14 protein-coding genes are annotated in these 18,571 nt (G+C 47.9%); 10 read left to right on the top strand and 4 right to left on the bottom strand.

Features of this window, described 5'->3' with window-relative positions; genetic code table 11:
* Positions 1 to 79 precede the first annotated feature (79 nt).
* The 5 genes from ELY25_RS04705 (at position 80) to ELY25_RS04725 (ending at position 7,669) form a co-directional block, all read left to right on the top strand.
* Complete coding sequence (locus ELY25_RS04705) at positions 80 to 970, top strand: flagellin N-terminal helical domain-containing protein (protein WP_126950136.1); 891 nt, start codon at positions 80 to 82, stop codon at positions 968 to 970.
* Positions 971 to 1,240: 270 nt separating this feature from the next.
* The gene (locus ELY25_RS04710; protein WP_126950137.1) at positions 1,241 to 2,092 is read left to right on the top strand and encodes a flagellin N-terminal helical domain-containing protein; all 852 of its coding nucleotides are present in this window, start codon (positions 1,241 to 1,243) and stop codon (positions 2,090 to 2,092) included.
* 290 nt (positions 2,093 to 2,382) lie between these two features.
* A complete protein-coding gene (locus ELY25_RS04715) occupies positions 2,383 to 3,240 on the top strand; it encodes a flagellin N-terminal helical domain-containing protein (protein WP_126950138.1) in 858 nt (285 codons plus the stop codon).
* Positions 3,241 to 3,441: 201 nt separating this feature from the next.
* Positions 3,442 to 4,335: a flagellin N-terminal helical domain-containing protein gene (locus tag ELY25_RS04720; protein WP_126950139.1), complete on the top strand. Its 894-nt coding sequence runs from the start codon at positions 3,442 to 3,444 to the stop codon at positions 4,333 to 4,335.
* Positions 4,336 to 4,597: 262 nt separating this feature from the next.
* Positions 4,598 to 7,669 carry a glycosyltransferase gene (locus tag ELY25_RS04725; RefSeq protein WP_126950140.1) on the top strand — a complete coding sequence of 1,024 codons (3,072 nt, stop codon included), beginning with the start codon at positions 4,598 to 4,600 and terminating at the stop codon, positions 7,667 to 7,669.
* Positions 7,670 to 7,700: 31 nt separating this feature from the next.
* Here the strand turns inward: ELY25_RS04725 and ELY25_RS04730 are convergent, their stop codons facing one another.
* From ELY25_RS04730 to ELY25_RS04745, 4 genes are all read right to left on the bottom strand, one after another.
* The gene (locus ELY25_RS04730) at positions 7,701 to 8,495 is read right to left on the bottom strand and encodes a hypothetical protein (RefSeq protein WP_126950141.1); all 795 of its coding nucleotides are present in this window, start codon (positions 8,493 to 8,495) and stop codon (positions 7,701 to 7,703) included.
* Positions 8,485 to 9,600, bottom strand: a complete 1,116-nt coding sequence (locus tag ELY25_RS04735; RefSeq protein WP_126950142.1) for a hypothetical protein — start codon at positions 9,598 to 9,600, stop codon at positions 8,485 to 8,487. Before ELY25_RS04735 ends, ELY25_RS04730 begins: the two co-directional genes overlap by 11 nt.
* A gap of 82 nt (positions 9,601 to 9,682) precedes the next feature.
* On the bottom strand, positions 9,683 to 10,771 hold the full coding sequence (locus ELY25_RS04740) for a DegT/DnrJ/EryC1/StrS family aminotransferase (protein ID WP_126950143.1): 1,089 nt from the start codon (positions 10,769 to 10,771) through the stop codon (positions 9,683 to 9,685).
* Between the two features lie 666 nt (positions 10,772 to 11,437).
* Entirely contained in the window at positions 11,438 to 13,261 is a 1,824-nt protein-coding gene (locus ELY25_RS04745) for a methyl-accepting chemotaxis protein (protein ID WP_236995646.1), read from the bottom strand.
* Positions 13,262 to 13,950: 689 nt separating this feature from the next.
* Here ELY25_RS04745 and ELY25_RS04750 point away from each other — a divergent pair.
* The 5 genes from ELY25_RS04750 to murJ all read left to right on the top strand — a co-directional run bounded on the left by ELY25_RS04750 (position 13,951) and on the right by murJ (position 18,469).
* Positions 13,951 to 14,727 carry an amino acid ABC transporter substrate-binding protein gene (locus tag ELY25_RS04750; RefSeq protein WP_126950144.1) on the top strand — a complete coding sequence of 259 codons (777 nt, stop codon included), beginning with the start codon at positions 13,951 to 13,953 and terminating at the stop codon, positions 14,725 to 14,727.
* 80 nt (positions 14,728 to 14,807) lie between these two features.
* Entirely contained in the window at positions 14,808 to 15,476 is a 669-nt protein-coding gene (locus tag ELY25_RS04755; RefSeq protein WP_126950145.1) for an amino acid ABC transporter permease, read from the top strand.
* Positions 15,473 to 16,228 carry an amino acid ABC transporter ATP-binding protein gene (locus ELY25_RS04760; protein WP_126950146.1) on the top strand — a complete coding sequence of 252 codons (756 nt, stop codon included), beginning with the start codon at positions 15,473 to 15,475 and terminating at the stop codon, positions 16,226 to 16,228. The genes ELY25_RS04755 and ELY25_RS04760 overlap by 4 nt, the downstream gene beginning before the upstream one ends.
* 264 nt (positions 16,229 to 16,492) lie before the next feature.
* Complete coding sequence (gene rpsT / locus ELY25_RS04765) at positions 16,493 to 16,759, top strand: 30S ribosomal protein S20 (RefSeq protein ID WP_126950147.1); 267 nt, start codon at positions 16,493 to 16,495, stop codon at positions 16,757 to 16,759.
* Positions 16,760 to 16,879: 120 nt separating this feature from the next.
* Complete coding sequence (gene murJ, locus ELY25_RS04770) at positions 16,880 to 18,469, top strand: murein biosynthesis integral membrane protein MurJ (protein WP_126950148.1); 1,590 nt, start codon at positions 16,880 to 16,882, stop codon at positions 18,467 to 18,469.
* The last annotated feature ends 102 nt before the right edge of the window (positions 18,470 to 18,571 follow it).

Consider the following 18,571-nt stretch of genomic DNA (forward strand, 5'->3'; position numbering starts at 1 on the left):
CTGCCGTTAATTATAACAACGGCGGCGTACGCGCCACCAAGCAGGCCATAAGGCCAGTTAATCTTTGGAGAGCATTTCCATGTCTGTAATCAACACTAACATCACTTCCATGATTGGCCAGAACAACCTGCGTTCTTCGCAGAGCATGCTGGCTCAGGCGCAAGAGCGCCTTTCTTCTGGCCTGCGTATCAACAGCGCATCTGACGATGCTGCCGGCCAAGCCATCGCCAACAAAATGACTGCCCAAATCAAGGGTATGGACCAGGCGAGCCGTAACGCTAGTGATGGTATCTCTCTGGTTCAGACCATGGAAGGCGGTCTTGATCAAGTTAACGATAACCTTCAGCGTATTCGTGAGCTTGCTGTCCAGGGCGCTAACGACACGAACACTGCCGATGACCGCGCCGCCATTACTACTGAAATCAACGAGCGTCTGGCAGAAATTGACCGTGTTGCGGGTAGCAACAACTTCAACGGTACTAACCTGTTGAACGTTGCCAGTGGTGCTGGTTCAACATTAAATATTCAGGTCGGTTCCAACACTACCGATCAGGACGTTATTACCGTTCAACGAATTGACGCAACTGTGAATGGTCTTGGCCTTGAAACGCAAGCTTCTGGTGCTACTGCTGCTGCAGTAGTTGGGGGAGAGTTTAATGTTGCTGACGCTTCTGGTGGCGCTACTCACGCTGAATTCCAGACGCTAATTAATGCAGTGGATACTGCTACCAAGTCACTCGACACTAACCGTGCAACGCTGGGTGCTACGCTTAACCGTTTTGACTCAGTAATTGATAACCTGGCTACCACGACCACCAACCTTTCTGAAGCGCGCTCGCGCATCGAAGATGCTGACTATGCGGTAGAAGTATCCAACATGACGCGTGCCAACATTCTTCAGCAGGCGGGTACCTCCATGCTAGCACAGGCTAACCAGACGCCTCAGTCTGTCCTGTCCCTGCTGGGCTAATACCTTAGGCAGTAATGTTTTACGAGTGACAGTAATGACGGGGCCAATAGGCCCCGTTTTTTGTTTGGACTTATCATTCTAAATATATTGATCACCTGCAGGGTAGTCATCAGAATTCACAAGCACAGTGGGCTGCTCATACAGGGCCAGCGATAAAAAAAAACGGGTATTTTTTAAAGTAATGACCGCTACTGCCGTTAATTATAACAACGGTGAAGCAAGCGCCGCTGAGCAGGCCGCTAGGCCAGTTAAATTCTGAGGAGCATTTCCATGTCTGTAATCAACACTAACATCACTTCCATGATTGGCCAGAATAACCTGCGCTCTTCACAAAGCATGCTGGCCCAAGCACAAGAGCGTCTCTCTTCCGGCCTGCGTATCAACAGCGCTTCTGACGATGCTGCTGGCCAAGCCATCGCCAATAAAATGACTGCCCAGATCAAGGGTATGGACCAGGCGAGCCGTAACGCCAGCGACGGTATCTCCTTGGTTCAAACCATGGAAGGCGGTCTTGACCAGATCAACGACAACCTGCAGCGTATTCGTGAGCTAGCGGTACAGGGCGCTAACGACACGAACACTGCAGATGACCGTGCCGCTATTACTACCGAGATCAACGAGCGTATCGCTGAAATTGATCGTGTCGCGGGTAGTAACAACTTCAACGGTACTAACCTGCTGGCCAGTGGCGCTTCTACTGCACTCAACATTCAGGTGGGTGCTAATACTTCCGACAACGACGTTATTACAGTCAATACTATTAACGCATCTACTTCTGGCCTGGGCATTAGCGGTTCGGCTGCTGCGTTGTCTGCCAACTCTGGTGCTGACGCAACGCATGCTAACTTCCGTACGTTGATTGATGATGTTGATGCTGCCGTTAAAACACTAGATGAGAACCGTGCAACACTGGGTGCTACGCTTAACCGTTTTGACTCGGTAATCGACAACCTAGCGACAACAACGACCAACCTTTCTGAAGCGCGTTCACGCATCGAAGATGCCGACTACGCAGTCGAAGTGTCCAACATGACGCGTGCCAACATTCTTCAGCAGGCGGGTACTTCGATGCTGGCACAGGCCAACCAGACGCCTCAGTCTGTCCTGTCCCTGCTGGGCTAATACCTAGGCAAAAATTTTCTCCAATGAACATAATGACGGGGCCAATAGGCCCCGTTTTCTTATTTAAGCTTGTCACCTGGCATACCGTTTTTCATAGGTAGTAGCCAGCCTGTATCAGTAGAAGGAGCATCAAGTACAGATAAAAAAGTCATCAGCTTGGTTACTTTTTCTTACACAGAAACAGGCTTATTTTCTAAAGAAATGGGCGAAGCTGCCGTTAATTATAACAACGGCGACGTAAGCGCCGCAGAGCAGGCCACTAGGCCAGTTAATTTTTGAGGGAGCACTTCATGTCTGTAATTAACACTAACATCACTTCCATGATTGGCCAGAACAACCTGCGCTCTTCGCAAAGCATGTTGGCTCAGGCGCAAGAGCGCCTTTCTTCTGGCCTGCGTATCAACAGCGCTTCTGACGATGCTGCCGGCCAAGCCATCGCCAACAAGATGACTGCTCAGATCAAGGGTATGGATCAGGCTAGCCGTAACGCTAGCGACGGTATCTCTCTGGTTCAGACCATGGAAGGCGGTCTTGATCAAATCAACGATAACCTGCAGCGTATTCGTGAGCTGGCGGTACAGGGTGCCAACGACACCAATACTGCTGATGACCGCGCCGCCATTGAAACTGAAATCAACGAGCGTCTGGCAGAGATCGACCGCGTTGCTGGTAGCAACAATTTCAACGGTACTAACCTGCTGAACGTTAGCGGTGGCGGTACTCTTAACATTCAAGTCGGCGCCAACACCGATTCTGAAGATGTCATCAGCGTTAGCACTATTGATGCAACTGTAAGCGGCCTAGGTCTGTCTGGCGGTGGCATGTCGGGCTCTACGTTTGCCGCAGGTGCTGCGAGCGGTGCACATGATAACTTCCAAAGCCTGATCAACTCTGTTGATGATGCAGTAAAATCTCTGGATACCAACCGTGCCACCCTTGGTGCTACGCTGAACCGTTTCGATTCTGTGATCGATAACCTAGCGACCACGACCACCAATCTGTCTGAAGCGCGCTCACGCATCGAAGATGCTGACTACGCGGTAGAAGTGTCCAACATGACCCGTGCCAACATTCTTCAGCAGGCGGGTACTTCTATGCTGGCACAGGCGAATCAGACGCCTCAGTCTGTACTGTCTCTGCTGGGCTAATACCTTGTAAGGTAATATCGCGATTGAAATTAAGAACGGGGCCACAAGGCCCCGTTTTATGTTTAGGTTTGATACCACTTTTTACATAAAATAGGGGAGGAGGGCTAAAGAATCGGGACTAATGGCCGTTAATTATAATAACGGCGATGAAAGCGCCGCCAAGTAGGGCGCAAGGCCCATTAAATCTTAAGGAGCTCTTCCATGTCCGTTATCAACACCAACATTACTTCCATGATCGGCCAGAATAACCTGCGTTCTTCACAGAGCATGCTGGCCCAGGCACAAGAGCGCCTCTCTTCTGGCCTGCGTATCAACAGCGCTTCTGACGATGCTGCCGGTCAAGCCATCGCCAACAAGATGACTGCCCAGATCAAGGGTATGGAGCAGGCGAGCCGTAACGCTAGCGACGGTATCTCCCTAGTTCAGACCATGGAAGGCGGTCTTGACCAGATCAACGATAACCTGCAGCGTATTCGTGAACTGGCAGTACAGGGTGCTAACGATACCAACACGGCTGATGATCGTGCGGCGATTAAAACTGAAATCGACGAGCGCCTGGCAGAAATTGATCGTGTAGCCGGTAGCAATAACTTCAATGGTACGAACTTGCTGAATGTGGACAGCGGCAGCACCACTGGTGCACTAAATATCCAGGTTGGCTCCAATACTGAAAGCGAAGACGTGATCAGTGTTTCAAGGATTAATGCCACTACTAGTGGCCTCGGACTAGTGACTGGTTCAAGCGGTTCCCTCACAACAGCTTCTGGCGCGACCACTCTAACTGGTACTGGTGCTTCAGGTGCGGTGACACACGGCGATTTCCAAAATCTGATCGACGCAGTCGACGCTTCTACTAAAACACTAGATACCAGCCGCGCCACCTTGGGTGCTACGCTAAACCGTTTTGACTCGGTGATTGATAACCTCGCAACAACGAAAACCAACCTTTCTGAAGCGCGCTCGCGTATTGAAGATGCTGACTACGCAGTGGAAGTATCGAACATGACGCGTGCCAATATTCTTCAGCAAGCGGGTACCTCCATGCTGGCACAGGCGAACCAGACTCCTCAGTCGGTACTGTCCCTGCTGGGCTAATACCTTACCGGTATGCTGATCAAGCAAGTAATGACGGGGCCAATTGGCCCCGTTTTTGTATAAGTGGGTAAAACGTTTTGTGAACCAATCACTCACACTTAGTAGCTCTAACCAGCCCGCGCTTAAGCTCTTTTGTTGTTTCTGCTCTTGCCTTCTGCCTATTGCGGGAAAACCTACGTAAATACGGCTGCATTCCTTCCTTTGGGGCTGACACTAACACAGTAAACTAGGCATATTGCCCTTTTCTCCTGTGAGCCGCTTAATGGTTAAGAATACCCCCTCGTCTGCCACTCAAAAACGCAAGCCCCGTCTGCTTTGGGCTAACCCTTTTTGTCTGCTGGATACCTCTAGCGGTGCCAGCATGACCGTGCGCCAAATGCTTCTGCAACTGGTAGCACAGGGTTATGAGATTCAGGTGCTAGGGGCGACCGTGTTCGATAACCCCAAAGGTATGGGTAAACTAAAAGAACAGTATCCAGACCTGAGTGCCCATCATCACCAGCTGATCGAAGCCGAAGACGGGCCGCTAACGCACAAGCTGGTAGTGAGCTACAGCCATAACCGTAATCACTTTACGACGCACGAAGAAGGGCTTTGGTACAGCCAGTATCTCTACATGCTGGACTCCTTTAAACCGGATATAGTCTGGTTCTACGGAGGCCAGACGCTCGACATGCTGATTGCTGATGAGGCACGTGATCGTGGCATTCCTGTTGCCTTCTACTTGGCCAACGGAAACTATAAATCGCCTCGCTGGTGCCGAGATGTGGATCTAATTCTTACTGACAGCCAAGCTACGGCGGATATGTACCGCAAGGCAATCGGCTTCGTTGCTAAACCAGTGGGCAAGTTTATCGCTCCGGAAAGCTTTATCGCGGAACATCACGAACGTAAGCGCTTGTTGTTCGTTAACCCCAGCTGGCAAAAAGGCGTTAGTGTATTTGTACAGCTGGCAGAGATATTAGAGCGGGAAAGGCCCGACATTGAGCTTGAAGTGGTGGAAGCCCGTGCCGACTGGCAGGCGGTACTACGGGAAACCACACGTAATATGGGGCAGCAACGAAGCTCATTAAGCAACGTAACCATAACGGCCAATACCAGCGACATGCGTGCTCCTTATAGCCGCGCACGAGTATTGGTTGCCCCTAGCCTTTGGTGGGAAAGCTCTGGGCGTGTACTGGCCGAGGCCATGCTCAATGGAATCCCTGCACTTATTACCAATCGTGGCGGCATGCCTGAAATGGTCGACAACGCGGGCATCGCTTTTGATTTTCCGGATGCCTGCTATGAAGAACCCTATCAACATCTGCTTAGTGACGAAGAGCTACAGCCGCTAGTTGAGTCTGTAATCCGCCTTTTTGATGATGAAGCCTTTTACCAGGAGTATGTGGCTCGCGCCTGGCAGGTGGGAGAAGAGAAACATCACATTGACCGTGCCACGGAACGGTTGCTTGCAGCTCTATCGCCTTTGGCGCAATTACGTGTTGGTAATAAAGAGTTCGCTATTACCCAGAAAAAGCACCACCGCCAGCGTTTAACTAGCCGAGCAATCAAACCCGAATTCAAAGTTGATAACTCGCTTCAGCATTTGTTTAATCATCAATCGGTGCATCAGCCAGGCCAGGCGCCACAGGTTAATAAGCTATGGCTGGTCGATGATTTTACTTGGCAAATCAAAGGCAAGATCGTGGTGCTCGACAATCGGGCGAGCCTGATCAAAAGTGGTCTGGCAGATCAGATGATTACTACAGGAGCGTTTGGAATCGTTGCTTTTGATCCCGCCAGCGAAATCAAGGATGCTAAGAAATACGAAGGCAGCGACACTGTCCAGTTATTCCAGCACGCCCTGCTAGGCGATGGAAAAGCAACAACACTGCACGCCTGTGTTGCCCCTGAGATGACCAGTACGCTAGCACCGTTACCAGCTGAGAAACTGCCTAAACGGCATCACTTGGGTACTCAAGCTCTGGCTGAACTGCCCATCAGTACCATAGCTTTGGATAGCATTAGCGGTCTGGACAGCCTCGATTGGTTGATTCTGGATGAGCTTAGTGATTCCATGGCGATATTGGAGCATGGCAAAAAGTCGCTCGTCGATACGTTATTGATCCAGGCCAGTGTTCCCTTCCAGCTTACCCACGAAAAACAACCCAGCCTTGCCGAGCTGCAACACTGGGCCAGCCGCAACGGCTTCCGTTTCTACCGCATGCATAACATTCAGCATTACAGCCATTTGCCGGAAAACCTGAATGCCGTGTCACCCTGCGCTACTGAACAGGAAAGTGCGGATGTACTATTTTTGCCCAGTCATGAGCGTATGGCAGAGCTAAACGATAAAGACAAGACAAGACTTGCCTTTATCATGAGCACCTGTTTTGGTGCCCATGATATTGCGTTTGAGTTAATGGCTGATGTTAGCCAGGAAAAAGCACTGGAGTTTCTTGAAGGCCAGAAGCTTTTACCGAAGGCTTCCGCGCCAAAGTCTCAGCTACCACTACCAGCAGGCCCACCGATCCCGCAGGTTGAGCATGTTAAAGGTGAGCCAGTCGTGAGTGTGATCTGTTCTACGTACAATCATGTAAATTATATAGAAGATGCTATCAAGGGCATTATTGCTCAGAAGACCGATTTTCCTTTTGAATTGATTATCCATGACGATGCATCCACGGATGGAACTCAAGAAATAATTAGAAATTACGCGGAGGAATATCCAGAACTCATTCGTCCAATTTTCCAGGAAATAAACCAATATTCACAGAACAAAAAGCCTATGGATATTTGCTTGCCGTTGACGAAAGGTAAATACGTTGCCATCTGTGAAGGCGATGATTACTGGACAGATCCTAGTAAGCTCAAAGTACAATTTAAATATATGGAAAACAACCCTAAATGCGTGATTACACATCATAATGCGTTTGTATTTAATGAAAATGGGCTTGTAAGAGATTCTAAACTCCCTGAACATATGATTAAAAGCTTTTCAAAAAATGAGCTGCTTAAAAACAACTGTTTTGTGTTGACGCTTTCGATGATGTTTAGAAAAGTGTTTGATAAGTTTCCTAAAGAGAAAGGAACCGTTGTCAATGGAGATAATTTTCTTATCTCTATGTTAGGACTCTACGGAGAAAGTGTGTTTATAAAGGATATTAAGCCAGCAGCGTACAGACTCCATGCTGATTCAACGTGGTCTAGTAAGAATGAAAATCAAAAAAGAAAAATACTGAGTAATAGTTTTTATTGGATCGGTAAGTATCATGAAAGAAAGTCTAGAAAGGAGCTTTCAGACTACTATTTCAAAGAGTCTCGAAATTTCTTGCAAGAGAACGGCAACTAAGGTGACGCCCCCAGCTTTGCTGGGGGAAAGTTTAACTAATAGCGCTACTTTTCTTGGCTTCTAAAATAAACAGCGGACGGTTGAGGAATTCGCCCAGGCTATTGTTTCTATCAAGATTTTGATTGTTAGCATCACAATATACAATTTTATTGTCAATTATTTCAGGAATGCCAATGTTAATGATATCCCAATTGTTTTGTGTACCTTTAACTAGATAATCTATCATTTCTCGCTTCTGTCCATTTTCGAATAGACCCATTTCTCGATCGCCTTTCCAGTTGAACCCCAGTTGGAAAACACAGAAATGGGTAATGTTGGCAATGGAGTTAAGTTGCTCAATGATTTTTGATTTTACTACTGGGATACTGTTTTCAACTCCATAGTCATCACCTAAATGATGTAAAACATTAAGTAACAGTACGATATTGAAATGCTCTCCATCAGCTACAGAATTCTCAAAATTATAGTACTCTGAAGTTATACTGATTTTTTCATTCCATTTTAATGCTCTAGAAGCAGCCTGAACAAATTCGGCGTGTGTTTTGTTACCTTCCACGTAGTTTGCGTTTTTAGCTCCCTCTGCTATTGATTGAAATGTAAAATAACCGGTGTTGCCTCCAATATCCATTATTTTCTTATCTTTGAAATGAAGAACACGTTGTATATAGTCAAAACGTTCTTTTTCAAAGCGAGATTTAGTGGTAATTGATTGTTCACTGATAAGGTTTTTTAAACAGTCAGGTAGAGTCTGATAATTTGAATGCTTGCTGGTCTTTTGATACAGTGCAGTGAGCTTTTCATGTTCATTTAAATAATTAATTGGCATGACCTAACTCCTCCTTGAAAAGTTCGTTAGTATCTTGACGGTTATAAACATCATTTTTTTCCCATTCAATGCAATTTTTATCCATATCTAAAGGAGAATGGACGACGATATCAGCTCCTTCTTTTTTAGCTAGCGAAACGCCACCTTGCCAATAATAACTCATTAACATGTTAGTCGAACCAATTGTTGGTTCCTTTTTCAATAGACCATAATCATAAAGAAGAAACTCAAAAAAATTGGTATTGTTATCTACAAATAGTTGAGAAGGGCCCCAAAAGCGAGGGTTAGCTTCGATCATATAGTATTCGTTTTTCTTTGTGTCTTTGATTATTTCCACCATGACAAGTCCATGAAAACCAATGCTACAAAAAAGGTTTTCATATTGAGTAGAAATAGGGTCGCCATGAATTTTTGAAGGTAGTGCAGCTACTATAGATTTTCCTTCTGTTTGTTGAGCCACATTTTTTTGCGAAAATTTATAAACTTGACCATCCCTGGAAAAATAATAAAGCAGGTAGTAACTTTGACCTATCACCAGTTCTTGATAATAGAATGAATTCTGGGGATAATTAGTCTTAAATTTTATTAGATCATTTTTATTATAAATGAGGATTGGCTTGAAGGCTTTTCCATCATCATTCAAGTATTTGATCGGTTTTGCTACTATAGGTAAAGAAGTATTGTTAAGGTCAAAATGTTCTACAGGGATTTTTATATTATTTGATTGGCATAGTTTAGAAAAGCTCTTTTTGTCTGATATCTCAATATATAAGTCGTGATTGACCAAGGGGATTTCTATAGAGTAGAGTTTGTAGAAAGACATGTTATCAAGAAAGTGGCGATTAAGAGCCTCTGTCGAAGGCGCCACTAAAAACTGGGAATGACCAGTTTGTTTCTTTATTTTTTGTATACAAAAGATAATATCTTTTTTGACAAGAGCCTCTTTGGTACGTACTGCTTTAACTTGGTTTCTGTACGAAGTCTTAAAGATAGGGTCATTATGAGATTTAGCAATGATAGAGGGTGTTACGCCGCACTGTTTGAGAGTCCGGAGAAAAGCTATAACAGCACGCTGATTGTAACCGCTAAAAATAATAATATGCATTTTTTCTATTGTCCATCCTTCATTAACAGTGAAGGTTTCGTTAAATTTTTATTTATTTCTAAATAATAAATTATTCTTTATTTTAAAATTCTAATAAGTGTTTAACTATTTCATGAAGAGTGCTTTCGGAAAGATCTGAGTAAATAGGCAAACAGACGATTCGGGATGCGATACTATCAGATATCATGGTTTTTTTATTTTTTTTATGCTCAATCTGAATGGTGCTTAAAGATGGATAAAAATACCTACGAACAGTAATATTCATATCTTGAAAATATTCAACTAGCTTTACAGTACGTTCTTCAGTATCTAGTACTAAAGGAATATAGGCGTTGTTCTGAGTAGCATCGCCATTCCAGACTTGATGTTGATAGTGGTTGGATAGTTGCTGGCGATAGAATTCAGCAACTTGATTCCTTGCAAAAATATTTTTATCAATCTCATCTAATACGCTTAAACCAATAGCCGCATGTAATTCACTCATCTTAGCATTGATGCCCAATTCTTCAATGCTTTCAGGCCCGGTGATGCCAAAATTGATCATCTTTTTCGCGCGTTCTAAATCCTCCTTTCGCTTGAAGATAATGGCGCCACCCTCACCTGTATGAAACAGTTTAGTGGCGTGAAAACTGAGTGTCGCGGCATCTCCGTAGCTAAGAATGCTTTTTCCTTGATACTTAACGCCAAAAGCATGTGAAGAATCATACACTACTTTGAGGTCGTACCTTTGTGCGATAAGATCAATTGCTTCTATATCGCAAGCGTTACCAAATACATGAACAGGCACTATAGCTTTGGTGCGCGAAGTGATCGCCTGTTCAATTAGAGAAGCGTCTAGGCACCAAGTTGTCTCGTCAATATCCGCAAAAACAGGCTCGACTCCCTCCCATTTAAGCGAGCTTGCGGTGGCGACAAAAGTAAATGGAGTGGTAATTGCTTCTGCTTCATAACTTGTACCACTGATTCCAAGAGCTCGGTAAGCAATTTGTAAGGCCAAAGTCCCATTAGCTACTAATAATAAATTTTCAACCTCTAGATATTCCTCAAGCCGGCGGGTGAGCTCTTGTACCAGCTGGCCATTATTGGTAAGCCAAGCGCGTTCATAAATACCGTCAATATAAGAATCTAGCTTTTCACGACTTGGCAAATAAGGTTTGGCTACTGGAATCATAAAGTACCTATAATTAAGCTTTCTAAAATATTATTGATAGCCAGATTTTCATAGCTATCTAAAAATAGTCTATATTGAAATAGTTTGACCAATGAATAATTTTAAACTAAATGTTTTATCTTTCTGATTTAAAAAACTTTATAGTTAGGGAGGCAATATTGATACGATATACTCGACATAGTTAAAAGATAGAATGTTAATTCTAATATAATTCCTTGCTTCTTGATTAATATGAGTTATTAGTCTCTGAAGTATTTTTAATACTGATTAGGTGTGTACATTCAATTGAGCTGTCTGTTGTGATTGGTAATTTTTCCAAAAAAATTCCGTCTCAATAATGATTGGAATTGCCATTCTTATGTACGTCTTAATATTCTGTTTTTGCGAACGAAGAGACCGAAGATTTTAAATATTTTGCCACTTTTTTACTGAATCAAAGGGTAGAAAAGGCTTGATGTATTGGCCTATGAAAGCCATTTAAATTCTGGTTCAAAAACTCGCCCTGGTTTGCCAAGGCGGTTTTATAGGTACAAAATGTGCAAAAAATGTGAAAGGACATTGCTTTGTCAGCAAAAAACTAAGCTGCATTGGCATTTGCTAAGAAAACTAGCGAGCTACGCCTAGCATGGCGAAACTGCTTTTCATACGCTACTTTTCGTGTAATTACTAATACCCCTGATGCGCCAACACCAGCGAACCACTTTCTTCAGTGACCTTGAAACGTCCCACCATATCCGCCATATCACCAGCTTGATCATCCAGCGAGCGGCTTGCGGTGGCTACTTGCTCTACCAGCGCCGCGTTTTGCTGGGTCACTTCTTCCAACTGGGTTAAGGCTTGGTTGATTTGCTCAATGCCCGCTGATTGTTCACTGGTGGCTGCTGATATTTCTGAAACCAGCGCGGCCGTATGCTGAGCGCGTTCTGCGATGGCCTTTAGCGTTTCGCTGGTTGACGTTACAAGACTTTCTCCTTCTTTTATGCTTTCAACATTGTTGTTGATAAGCATCCGAATCCGCTTGGCTTCTTCAGCACTTCGGCTAGCCAGATTCCGCACCTCTGAGGCCACTACCGCGAACCCACGCCCTTGCTCGCCTGCGCGCGCTGCTTCTACTGAAGCATTCAGGGCAAGAATGTTGGTTTGGAAAGCAATGTTGTCGATGGCTTCCACTATCGCGGTTACTTTCTGGTTGGCTTCGTGGATCTGCTCCATCGCCACGCGTGCCTGGTCGGCTATGTCATTAGCCGCATTCGCCTGATTGGCCATGTCCTGTGTGGAACGACGCGCTTCCTGAGCGGTATCCGCACTCTGTTTTACGGTAGCCGTAATCTGTTCCATGCTGGAAGCCGTTTCCACTAGCGAAGCGGATTGCTCTTCGGTGCGCTGAGCCAGGTCCGCATTACCTTTCGCAATTTCCTTACTGGCTACCTCAACGGACTCGGCCCCCTGTTTGATACTGGCAACTAATGCTTCTGTTTCAATTGTCGATTTATTGAACGCTTGGTACAGCTGAGAAAGCTCATCACTTCCTGGAACGGCCAAGCGCTGGGTAAGATCGCCCCCGCGTGTCTGAATGTTTTCAAGCGCTGCTTGCAAAGGGCGCACAATACTGCGGACGATAAGCACAGAAAATAGAATTGCTAGACCTGCGGCGGCAAATGAGAGCGTCAAGTAATAAGCCAGTTCGCTTACCGCTTTATCACGCAAGTCCTGGGCGGTCTCAAGAAGAAGGCTGGATGCGCTCAGGCCAACCTCGCCTAATCGATTGATCAGTTGGGTTTGCTGCCCAAACCATTGTTGATGGTCAACGCCAAAGTTGCCGGCAATACCTTGTTCCGCCGCGATACGCCGCATATTCGCCAGATTTCTGGCAAGATCGCTGGCCAATATCTCGGTTAGATCGCTTTGGATACGTTCATTCGATGAGTTGTTAAAGCTACTGATATACGCCTCAGAACGGCCTGTTAGAGAAAGAAGATTGGCATACATGGCGGTAGACATGGTGTCTGTACTAAAGGCGGTCGTTAACAGAGCACGTTCTATGCCGGCCAGCTCTTTAATATTCAATAGGTTGTAGTAAGCGTTAAGCTGTCTGACGATTTCTCCGCGTTCAGCGCTAAATGTCAATTTGCTTACGATGTTAATCAAAAAGCTATTGATATCTGTGTAATAAGCATTTGACTGCTCACCTGCTATATCTTGGCGGTCAGCGCGCTGGCGAAGGGTGGTTAATTCATTCAAAAGGCTTTTGGCTTGGTTTACCTGCGCCTGTACACCTGCATCTTTTTCAACAAAGACCAGGTTATTTGTATATGCATTGAATTCTTTGATTTGCTCGTCCGTGTTCTTCCGCTGCTGAGGCAGTTCCGTACGAAAGTTTTGCCCATTGCTGCCCAAGAATGCTGCTGTCATTCCGCGCTCGCGCTGAAGCTCGTGAACCAGATCACCGGCATATTGGCTCAGCACCGTCATTTCTTGAAGGTGGCTCATTTCCGAGACAACCGCTTTACGTTCCCAAATACCTGACGTCGCTAACCAAGCCATTGCTATTAGCGGTAAGGCTAACACCAGCACAAACTTACGGCCTATAGAAATGCGGTGTAGTACCTGCAGCATTATGTTTTCTCACGTTAAAAGGATAGTTCATGGCGTTTGCGGAGGGGGGGCGACCGTAAGCAGCACAATATTGAGTGCTATAGGCGCCTTTCTTATATCGACGCTGAGGTTTGTTACTAAAGTCTTGATAGGGGGTATTTGTTGGAAAATTGACCTACATCAAACTTATGGGCGTAGCGCTGCTCACAAGAAGGTTCAACTGGGTAAGTTGGTAACGCTGAGTAAAAAATTTGCCGCTCTGTAGGATCGGGGCTGGATGGAAAACGCCAGCCAGCCTCGCATAAAACGTTTAAAAATATTACCGGTGGTTAGGCTGGTTAATTGCCCTCCCTGGCTAACGCGCTCGTTCATCTATGTCTACACTTTGTGATCAAGGGCATTCGTATGCCTCTATAAGCTTGAAGCGTATTACGCCGTTTTTAATAACCATGATGCATAAAAACTATTTTTAATATTCTTTTTTGTGTTTATTATGCATGCATAGCGGATACGCTAACGTTTAGCGCCTGCTCAGCTTTTGCCCTAGAAGGGCAGCTACTCTTTGCCGATGAGGATGCCAATAGATGACACGATCACGCCGTTTAAATGCATTAGTCGCCGCGCTTTCATTAAGCGTTGTCAGCGGTTTGGCAGCTGCGCAGGCCCAGGCGGATACCCTGCGGGTCGGTATGTCCGGCGGCTATTTTCCGTTTACCTTTGTCGAGCGCGATGAACTTAAAGGTTTCGAAGTCGATGTCATGAACGCGGTGGGTGAAGTAACCGGCGACGATATTGAATTCGTGACGGCCAGCTTTTCCGGGTTGGCTGGCCTTTTAGATTCAGGGCGCATCGATACCATTGCCAACCAGATCACCATTACCCCCGAGCGCGAAGCCAAATACGTGTTCACCGCGCCTTATGTGTATGACGGCGCCCAGGTCGTTGTGCGGGCCGGTAACGACACTATTCATGGCGTTGAAGATCTTTCCGGTAAAACCGTAGCTGTTAACCTGGGGTCCAACTATGAGCAGCTGTTACGCGAGCTGCCTAATGCCGATGAGATCGATATCCGCACCTATGAATCCAACGTGGAGCAGGATGTAGCGCTAGGCCGTACCAATGCCTTTATCATGGATCGGGTAAGTGCCACACAGGTCATCAAGGAGCGTGGTCTGCCGCTGGAGCTTGCTGGTCAGCCGTTTACAGTGATTGAAAATGCACTACCGTTTCGTGATGACGAAGCGGGCAACGCCCAGCGTGACCGCGTCGATGAAGCGCTAGCAGAACTTCGCGATAACGGTACGCTGCGTGAAATTTCAGAGAAGTGGTTTGATACGGATATCACCCAGCAGCCGGAATAGCGCTACGCTATAACCTGAAGTCTGTGTATTGAACTCGGCCGTGGTTAACCCACGGCCGTTTGCTTATAAGCGAAACTGCCATGCTAAACTTGGAATACATGTGGGAGCTGTTGCCGGTCCTGCTGAGTTACCTGCCACTGACGCTTGAAATGGCCACCATTGCCATGCTGTTTGCGCTGGTGCTCGCCTGTCTATTGGCCGTGATTCGCGTGTCCCGCGTGCCGCTGTTGAACGGCTTCTCCTTGCTATTTATCTCGTTTTTTCGCGGTACGCCGCTGCTGGTTCAGCTTTTTCTGTTCTATTACGGCCTGCCTCAACTGGTGGAGGCGCTAGTGTCAATTAACGGTGTCACGGCGGCCGTGCTGGGGCTGACACTGCATTTCTCGGCATATATGGCCGAGTCGATTCGCGCGGCGATTGTGGGGATCGACCGCAGCCAGACGGAAGCGGCGCTCTCCATTGGCATGACCCAATCCCAGCTAATGCGGCGCATTATCCTGCCTCAGGCGACACGCGTGGCTACGCCCACATTAATGAACTACTTCATCGATATGATCAAGGCGACCTCGCTGGCCTTTACGCTGGGCGTCACCGAGCTAATGGGGGCGACACAAAAAGAGGCTTCCAGCAGCTTCTTGTACCTTGAAGCGTTTTTATTGGTCGCAATTATCTATTGGGTGGTGGTGGAGTTGCTCTCCTGGGGGCAGCGGCGTTTGGAGGTTTACCTGAACAGGGCGTACCAACGATGATTTCCCTTGAGGCGGTTACCAAGCGCTTTGGCAAGCAGAACGTGTTTGCCGACATCGATTTACAGCTTGAGCGGGGCGAGATCATCGTCATTATTGGCCCTTCCGGCACGGGCAAATCAACGCTTTTGCGGTGCATCAATTTTTTAGAACGCCCCGAATCTGGCCGGATTACCGTAGGTGATTTACGCGTGGATGCCCAACACGGCACCCGGGAGGATATTCTGAAGCTGCGTCGGCGGACGGCGTTTGTTTTCCAGAATTATGGGCTGTTTGCCAATAAGACGGCGCTTCAGAACATCAGCGAGGGCATGATCGTGGTGGATAAGATGCCCAAGGAAAAGGCCCACGCCCGCGCCAGGGAGATTCTCAAGCGCATCGGCCTGGCCGATAAAAGTGATGCTTACCCGGCGGCACTTTCCGGTGGCCAGCAGCAGCGCATTGGTATTGGCCGCGCCATGGCCGCTAACGCTGAGGTAATTCTATTTGACGAGCCGACGTCATCCCTGGACCCCCAGTGGGTGGAAGAAGTCTTGAATCTGATGAAGCAGCTAGCGGCTGAGCAGCAGACCATGATCATCGTCACCCATGAAATGCAGTTTGCCCGAGACGTGGCGGACCGCGTGGTCTTCATGGATGAAGGGCAGATTATTGAACAGGCGCCGCCAGAAGAGCTGTTTACCGCACCGAAAGATCCACGTACCCAGCGCTTTTTACGTAAAATACTCGCGCCTACTGGGCAAACGGTGCCATAAAAAGCTTGAAGCGTGCTTCATGACGCGCTAGCAAGGGGGCTTTGCGCGTGATAGACTACGCCATCCTCTCAGACAAGACCCGTGGGCGGGCAGCTAAATTGACTGCCGGTCACACTATTTGATTAAGCTTAATTGCTTGTCAAATCAATTGGTTGTTACGGAAGCCGCGTGTTGGGCACCTTTATGAGTGAACATATCAGCGGCGAACACATAGTTAATCCGTTGCCGAATTAGCGGCAACCTTTATTCTCCAAGGAGATACCTGTGGCGAACAGCAAGCAAGCACGCAAGCGCGCCCGCCAGGCCGAGACTCGTCGCGTCCTGAAAGCCAGCCAGCGCAGCATGGTCCGCACCTACATCAAGCGTGTGATCAAAGCGATCAGCACCGGCGACCACGGCAAGGCGATGGAAGAGTTCAAGGTGATGCAGCCGGTCGTTGACCGTATTGCTGATAAAGACGTGCTTTCCAAGAAGAAAGCGGCGCGTCTGAAAAGCCGTTTGAACAAGCGTATTAAGGCTCTGGCGGCGTAAGCCGGCAGGCGCCATAAAAAACCGGCTGCGGCCGGTTTTTTTGTGTCTGATGGTTTTTCCTGACATGGTTTTTGACGAAGGTTACTGGGTATTACCTGCCCGCGTGAATGGATACAAGCGATGACCTCAACCACGCCTCCAAATCAACCCTCCTCTGAGACAATCGCCCCGCCTGGCCGTGGGCTAATGCGCTCAGGGCTGGTGGTCAGCGTCATGACGATGCTTTCGCGTGTCATGGGGCTGGTGCGTGATGTGGTGGTGGCAACCCTGTTGGGGGCCAGTGACGGCGCAGACGCTTTTTTTGTGGCATTTAAAATACCCAACTTTCTGCGTCGGTTGTTTGCTGAAGGGGCGTTCAACCAGGCTTTTGTGCCGGTGCTTTCTGAATACTCTTCTAAGCGCAGCAAGCAGGAAATACGCGAGCTTTTAAACGCGGTGGCGGGCAGCCTGACCGCCTTGCTTGCGCTGATTACCGCCTTGGCGATGCTGTGCGCGCCGTGGCTTATTTGGGTGTTTGCGCCTGGTTTTGGCAGCGACCCGGAAAAGCTTGCCATGACCGCCGATATGCTGCGCCTCACGTTTCCGTATTTGCTGCTCATCTCGTTAACCGCCTTTTCGGGTAGCGTGCTGAATACCTGGAACCGTTTTGCGGTGCCTGCCTTTACACCAGTGTTGCTTAACCTTTCTCTGATTGGCGCGGCGATGTTCTTGACGCCGATAATGGATGAGCCGGCCATGGCGCTGGCCTGGGGCGTCATGATTGCAGGCGTGGCCCAGCTGGCTTTTCAGGTGCCGTTTTTAATGCGCCTAGGGTTAATGCCGAAGCCGTGGCCCAATTTCGCTCATGAAGGCGTCAAGCGTATCTTGAAGCTGATGGCGCCCGCGCTGTTCGGGGTGTCGGTTTCGCAGATCAATCTGTTGCTGGATACCGTCTTGGCTTCCCTGCTTACGGCAGGTAGCGTCTCCTGGCTTTATTACTCTGACCGGCTGGTCGAGCTGCCCCTTGGCGTGTTTGGCATAGCGATTGGTACGGTAATCTTACCTGCGTTATCCCGGCGCCATGCCGAGCAGTCCCAGGATCACTTTGCCGCGATGCTCGACTGGGCGCTGCGCGTGGTGCTGCTGCTTGGCTTACCTGCCGCGCTGGCACTGGCGGTGCTGGCGGAGCCTTTGTTGATTACCCTGTTTCACTACGGCGCGATGACCGACACCGATATCCAGATGGCCGCCATGAGTCTGCGTGCCTATGCATTTGGCCTGGTGGCATTCATGTTGATCAAGGTACTGGCCCCCGGCTTTTTTGCCCGTCAGGACACGAAAACGCCAGTGAAAGTGGGAATTATCGCCATGGTGGCCAATATGGTATTCAACCTGATCTTGATCTGGCCGCTTGCCCACGCTGGCTTGGCGCTTGCGACCGCGCTTTCAGCGTTCTTGAATGCCGGGCTGCTGGGGTATCTATTACACAAGCAGGGCGTTCTGGTCTTTCAGCCCGGCTGGGGCCGTTATGCGGTACAGCTGCTAGGAGGAAGCGCTTTGATGACGGCTGGCCTTTATGCGGTGTCGCCTGAGTGGCAGACATGGCTGGCATTTAGCCTGTGGCAGCGGGTTGGCTGGGTCGCCGGGCTGGTCGGTTTAGGGGGCGCGCTTTACTTTATCTGGCTGGCAGCGCTTGGCCTGCGGCCACGGCATTTCAAAATGCAGAGTTAAATCTGTACGTTGATATGCATAGAGTTAGACATTTAGTGCGGCGGGTTCGCTATAATCAGGAGTTTTTACGCTCGTCTAAGCCTTACAAGGCGTAGGCGTTGC

This window comes from Vreelandella populi (assembly GCF_003989825.1).
GTDB lineage: Bacteria > Pseudomonadota > Gammaproteobacteria > Pseudomonadales > Halomonadaceae > Vreelandella > Vreelandella populi.

Excerpts from the sequence above, each read along its gene's own strand:
- ELY25_RS04705 (WP_126950136.1), top strand. The coding sequence starts at position 80 with ATGTCTGTAATCAACACTAACATCACTTCCATGATTGGCCAGAACAAC.
- ELY25_RS04715 (WP_126950138.1), top strand. The coding sequence starts at position 2,383 with ATGTCTGTAATTAACACTAACATCACTTCCATGATTGGCCAGAACAAC.
- ELY25_RS04745 (WP_236995646.1), bottom strand. The coding sequence starts at position 13,261 with ATGAGCCACCTTCAAGAAATGACGGTGCTGAGCCAATATGCCGGTGAT.
- ELY25_RS04760 (WP_126950146.1), top strand. The coding sequence starts at position 15,473 with ATGATTTCCCTTGAGGCGGTTACCAAGCGCTTTGGCAAGCAGAACGTG.
- ELY25_RS04710 (WP_126950137.1), top strand. The coding sequence starts at position 1,241 with ATGTCTGTAATCAACACTAACATCACTTCCATGATTGGCCAGAATAAC.
- ELY25_RS04740 (WP_126950143.1), bottom strand. The coding sequence starts at position 10,771 with ATGATTCCAGTAGCCAAACCTTATTTGCCAAGTCGTGAAAAGCTAGAT.
- murJ (WP_126950148.1), top strand. The coding sequence starts at position 16,880 with ATGACCTCAACCACGCCTCCAAATCAACCCTCCTCTGAGACAATCGCC.
- ELY25_RS04750 (WP_126950144.1), top strand. The coding sequence starts at position 13,951 with ATGACACGATCACGCCGTTTAAATGCATTAGTCGCCGCGCTTTCATTA.
- ELY25_RS04755 (WP_126950145.1), top strand. The coding sequence starts at position 14,808 with ATGCTAAACTTGGAATACATGTGGGAGCTGTTGCCGGTCCTGCTGAGT.
- ELY25_RS04735 (WP_126950142.1), bottom strand. The coding sequence starts at position 9,600 with ATGCATATTATTATTTTTAGCGGTTACAATCAGCGTGCTGTTATAGCT.
- ELY25_RS04725 (WP_126950140.1), top strand. The coding sequence starts at position 4,598 with ATGGTTAAGAATACCCCCTCGTCTGCCACTCAAAAACGCAAGCCCCGT.
- ELY25_RS04730 (WP_126950141.1), bottom strand. The coding sequence starts at position 8,495 with ATGCCAATTAATTATTTAAATGAACATGAAAAGCTCACTGCACTGTAT.
- ELY25_RS04720 (WP_126950139.1), top strand. The coding sequence starts at position 3,442 with ATGTCCGTTATCAACACCAACATTACTTCCATGATCGGCCAGAATAAC.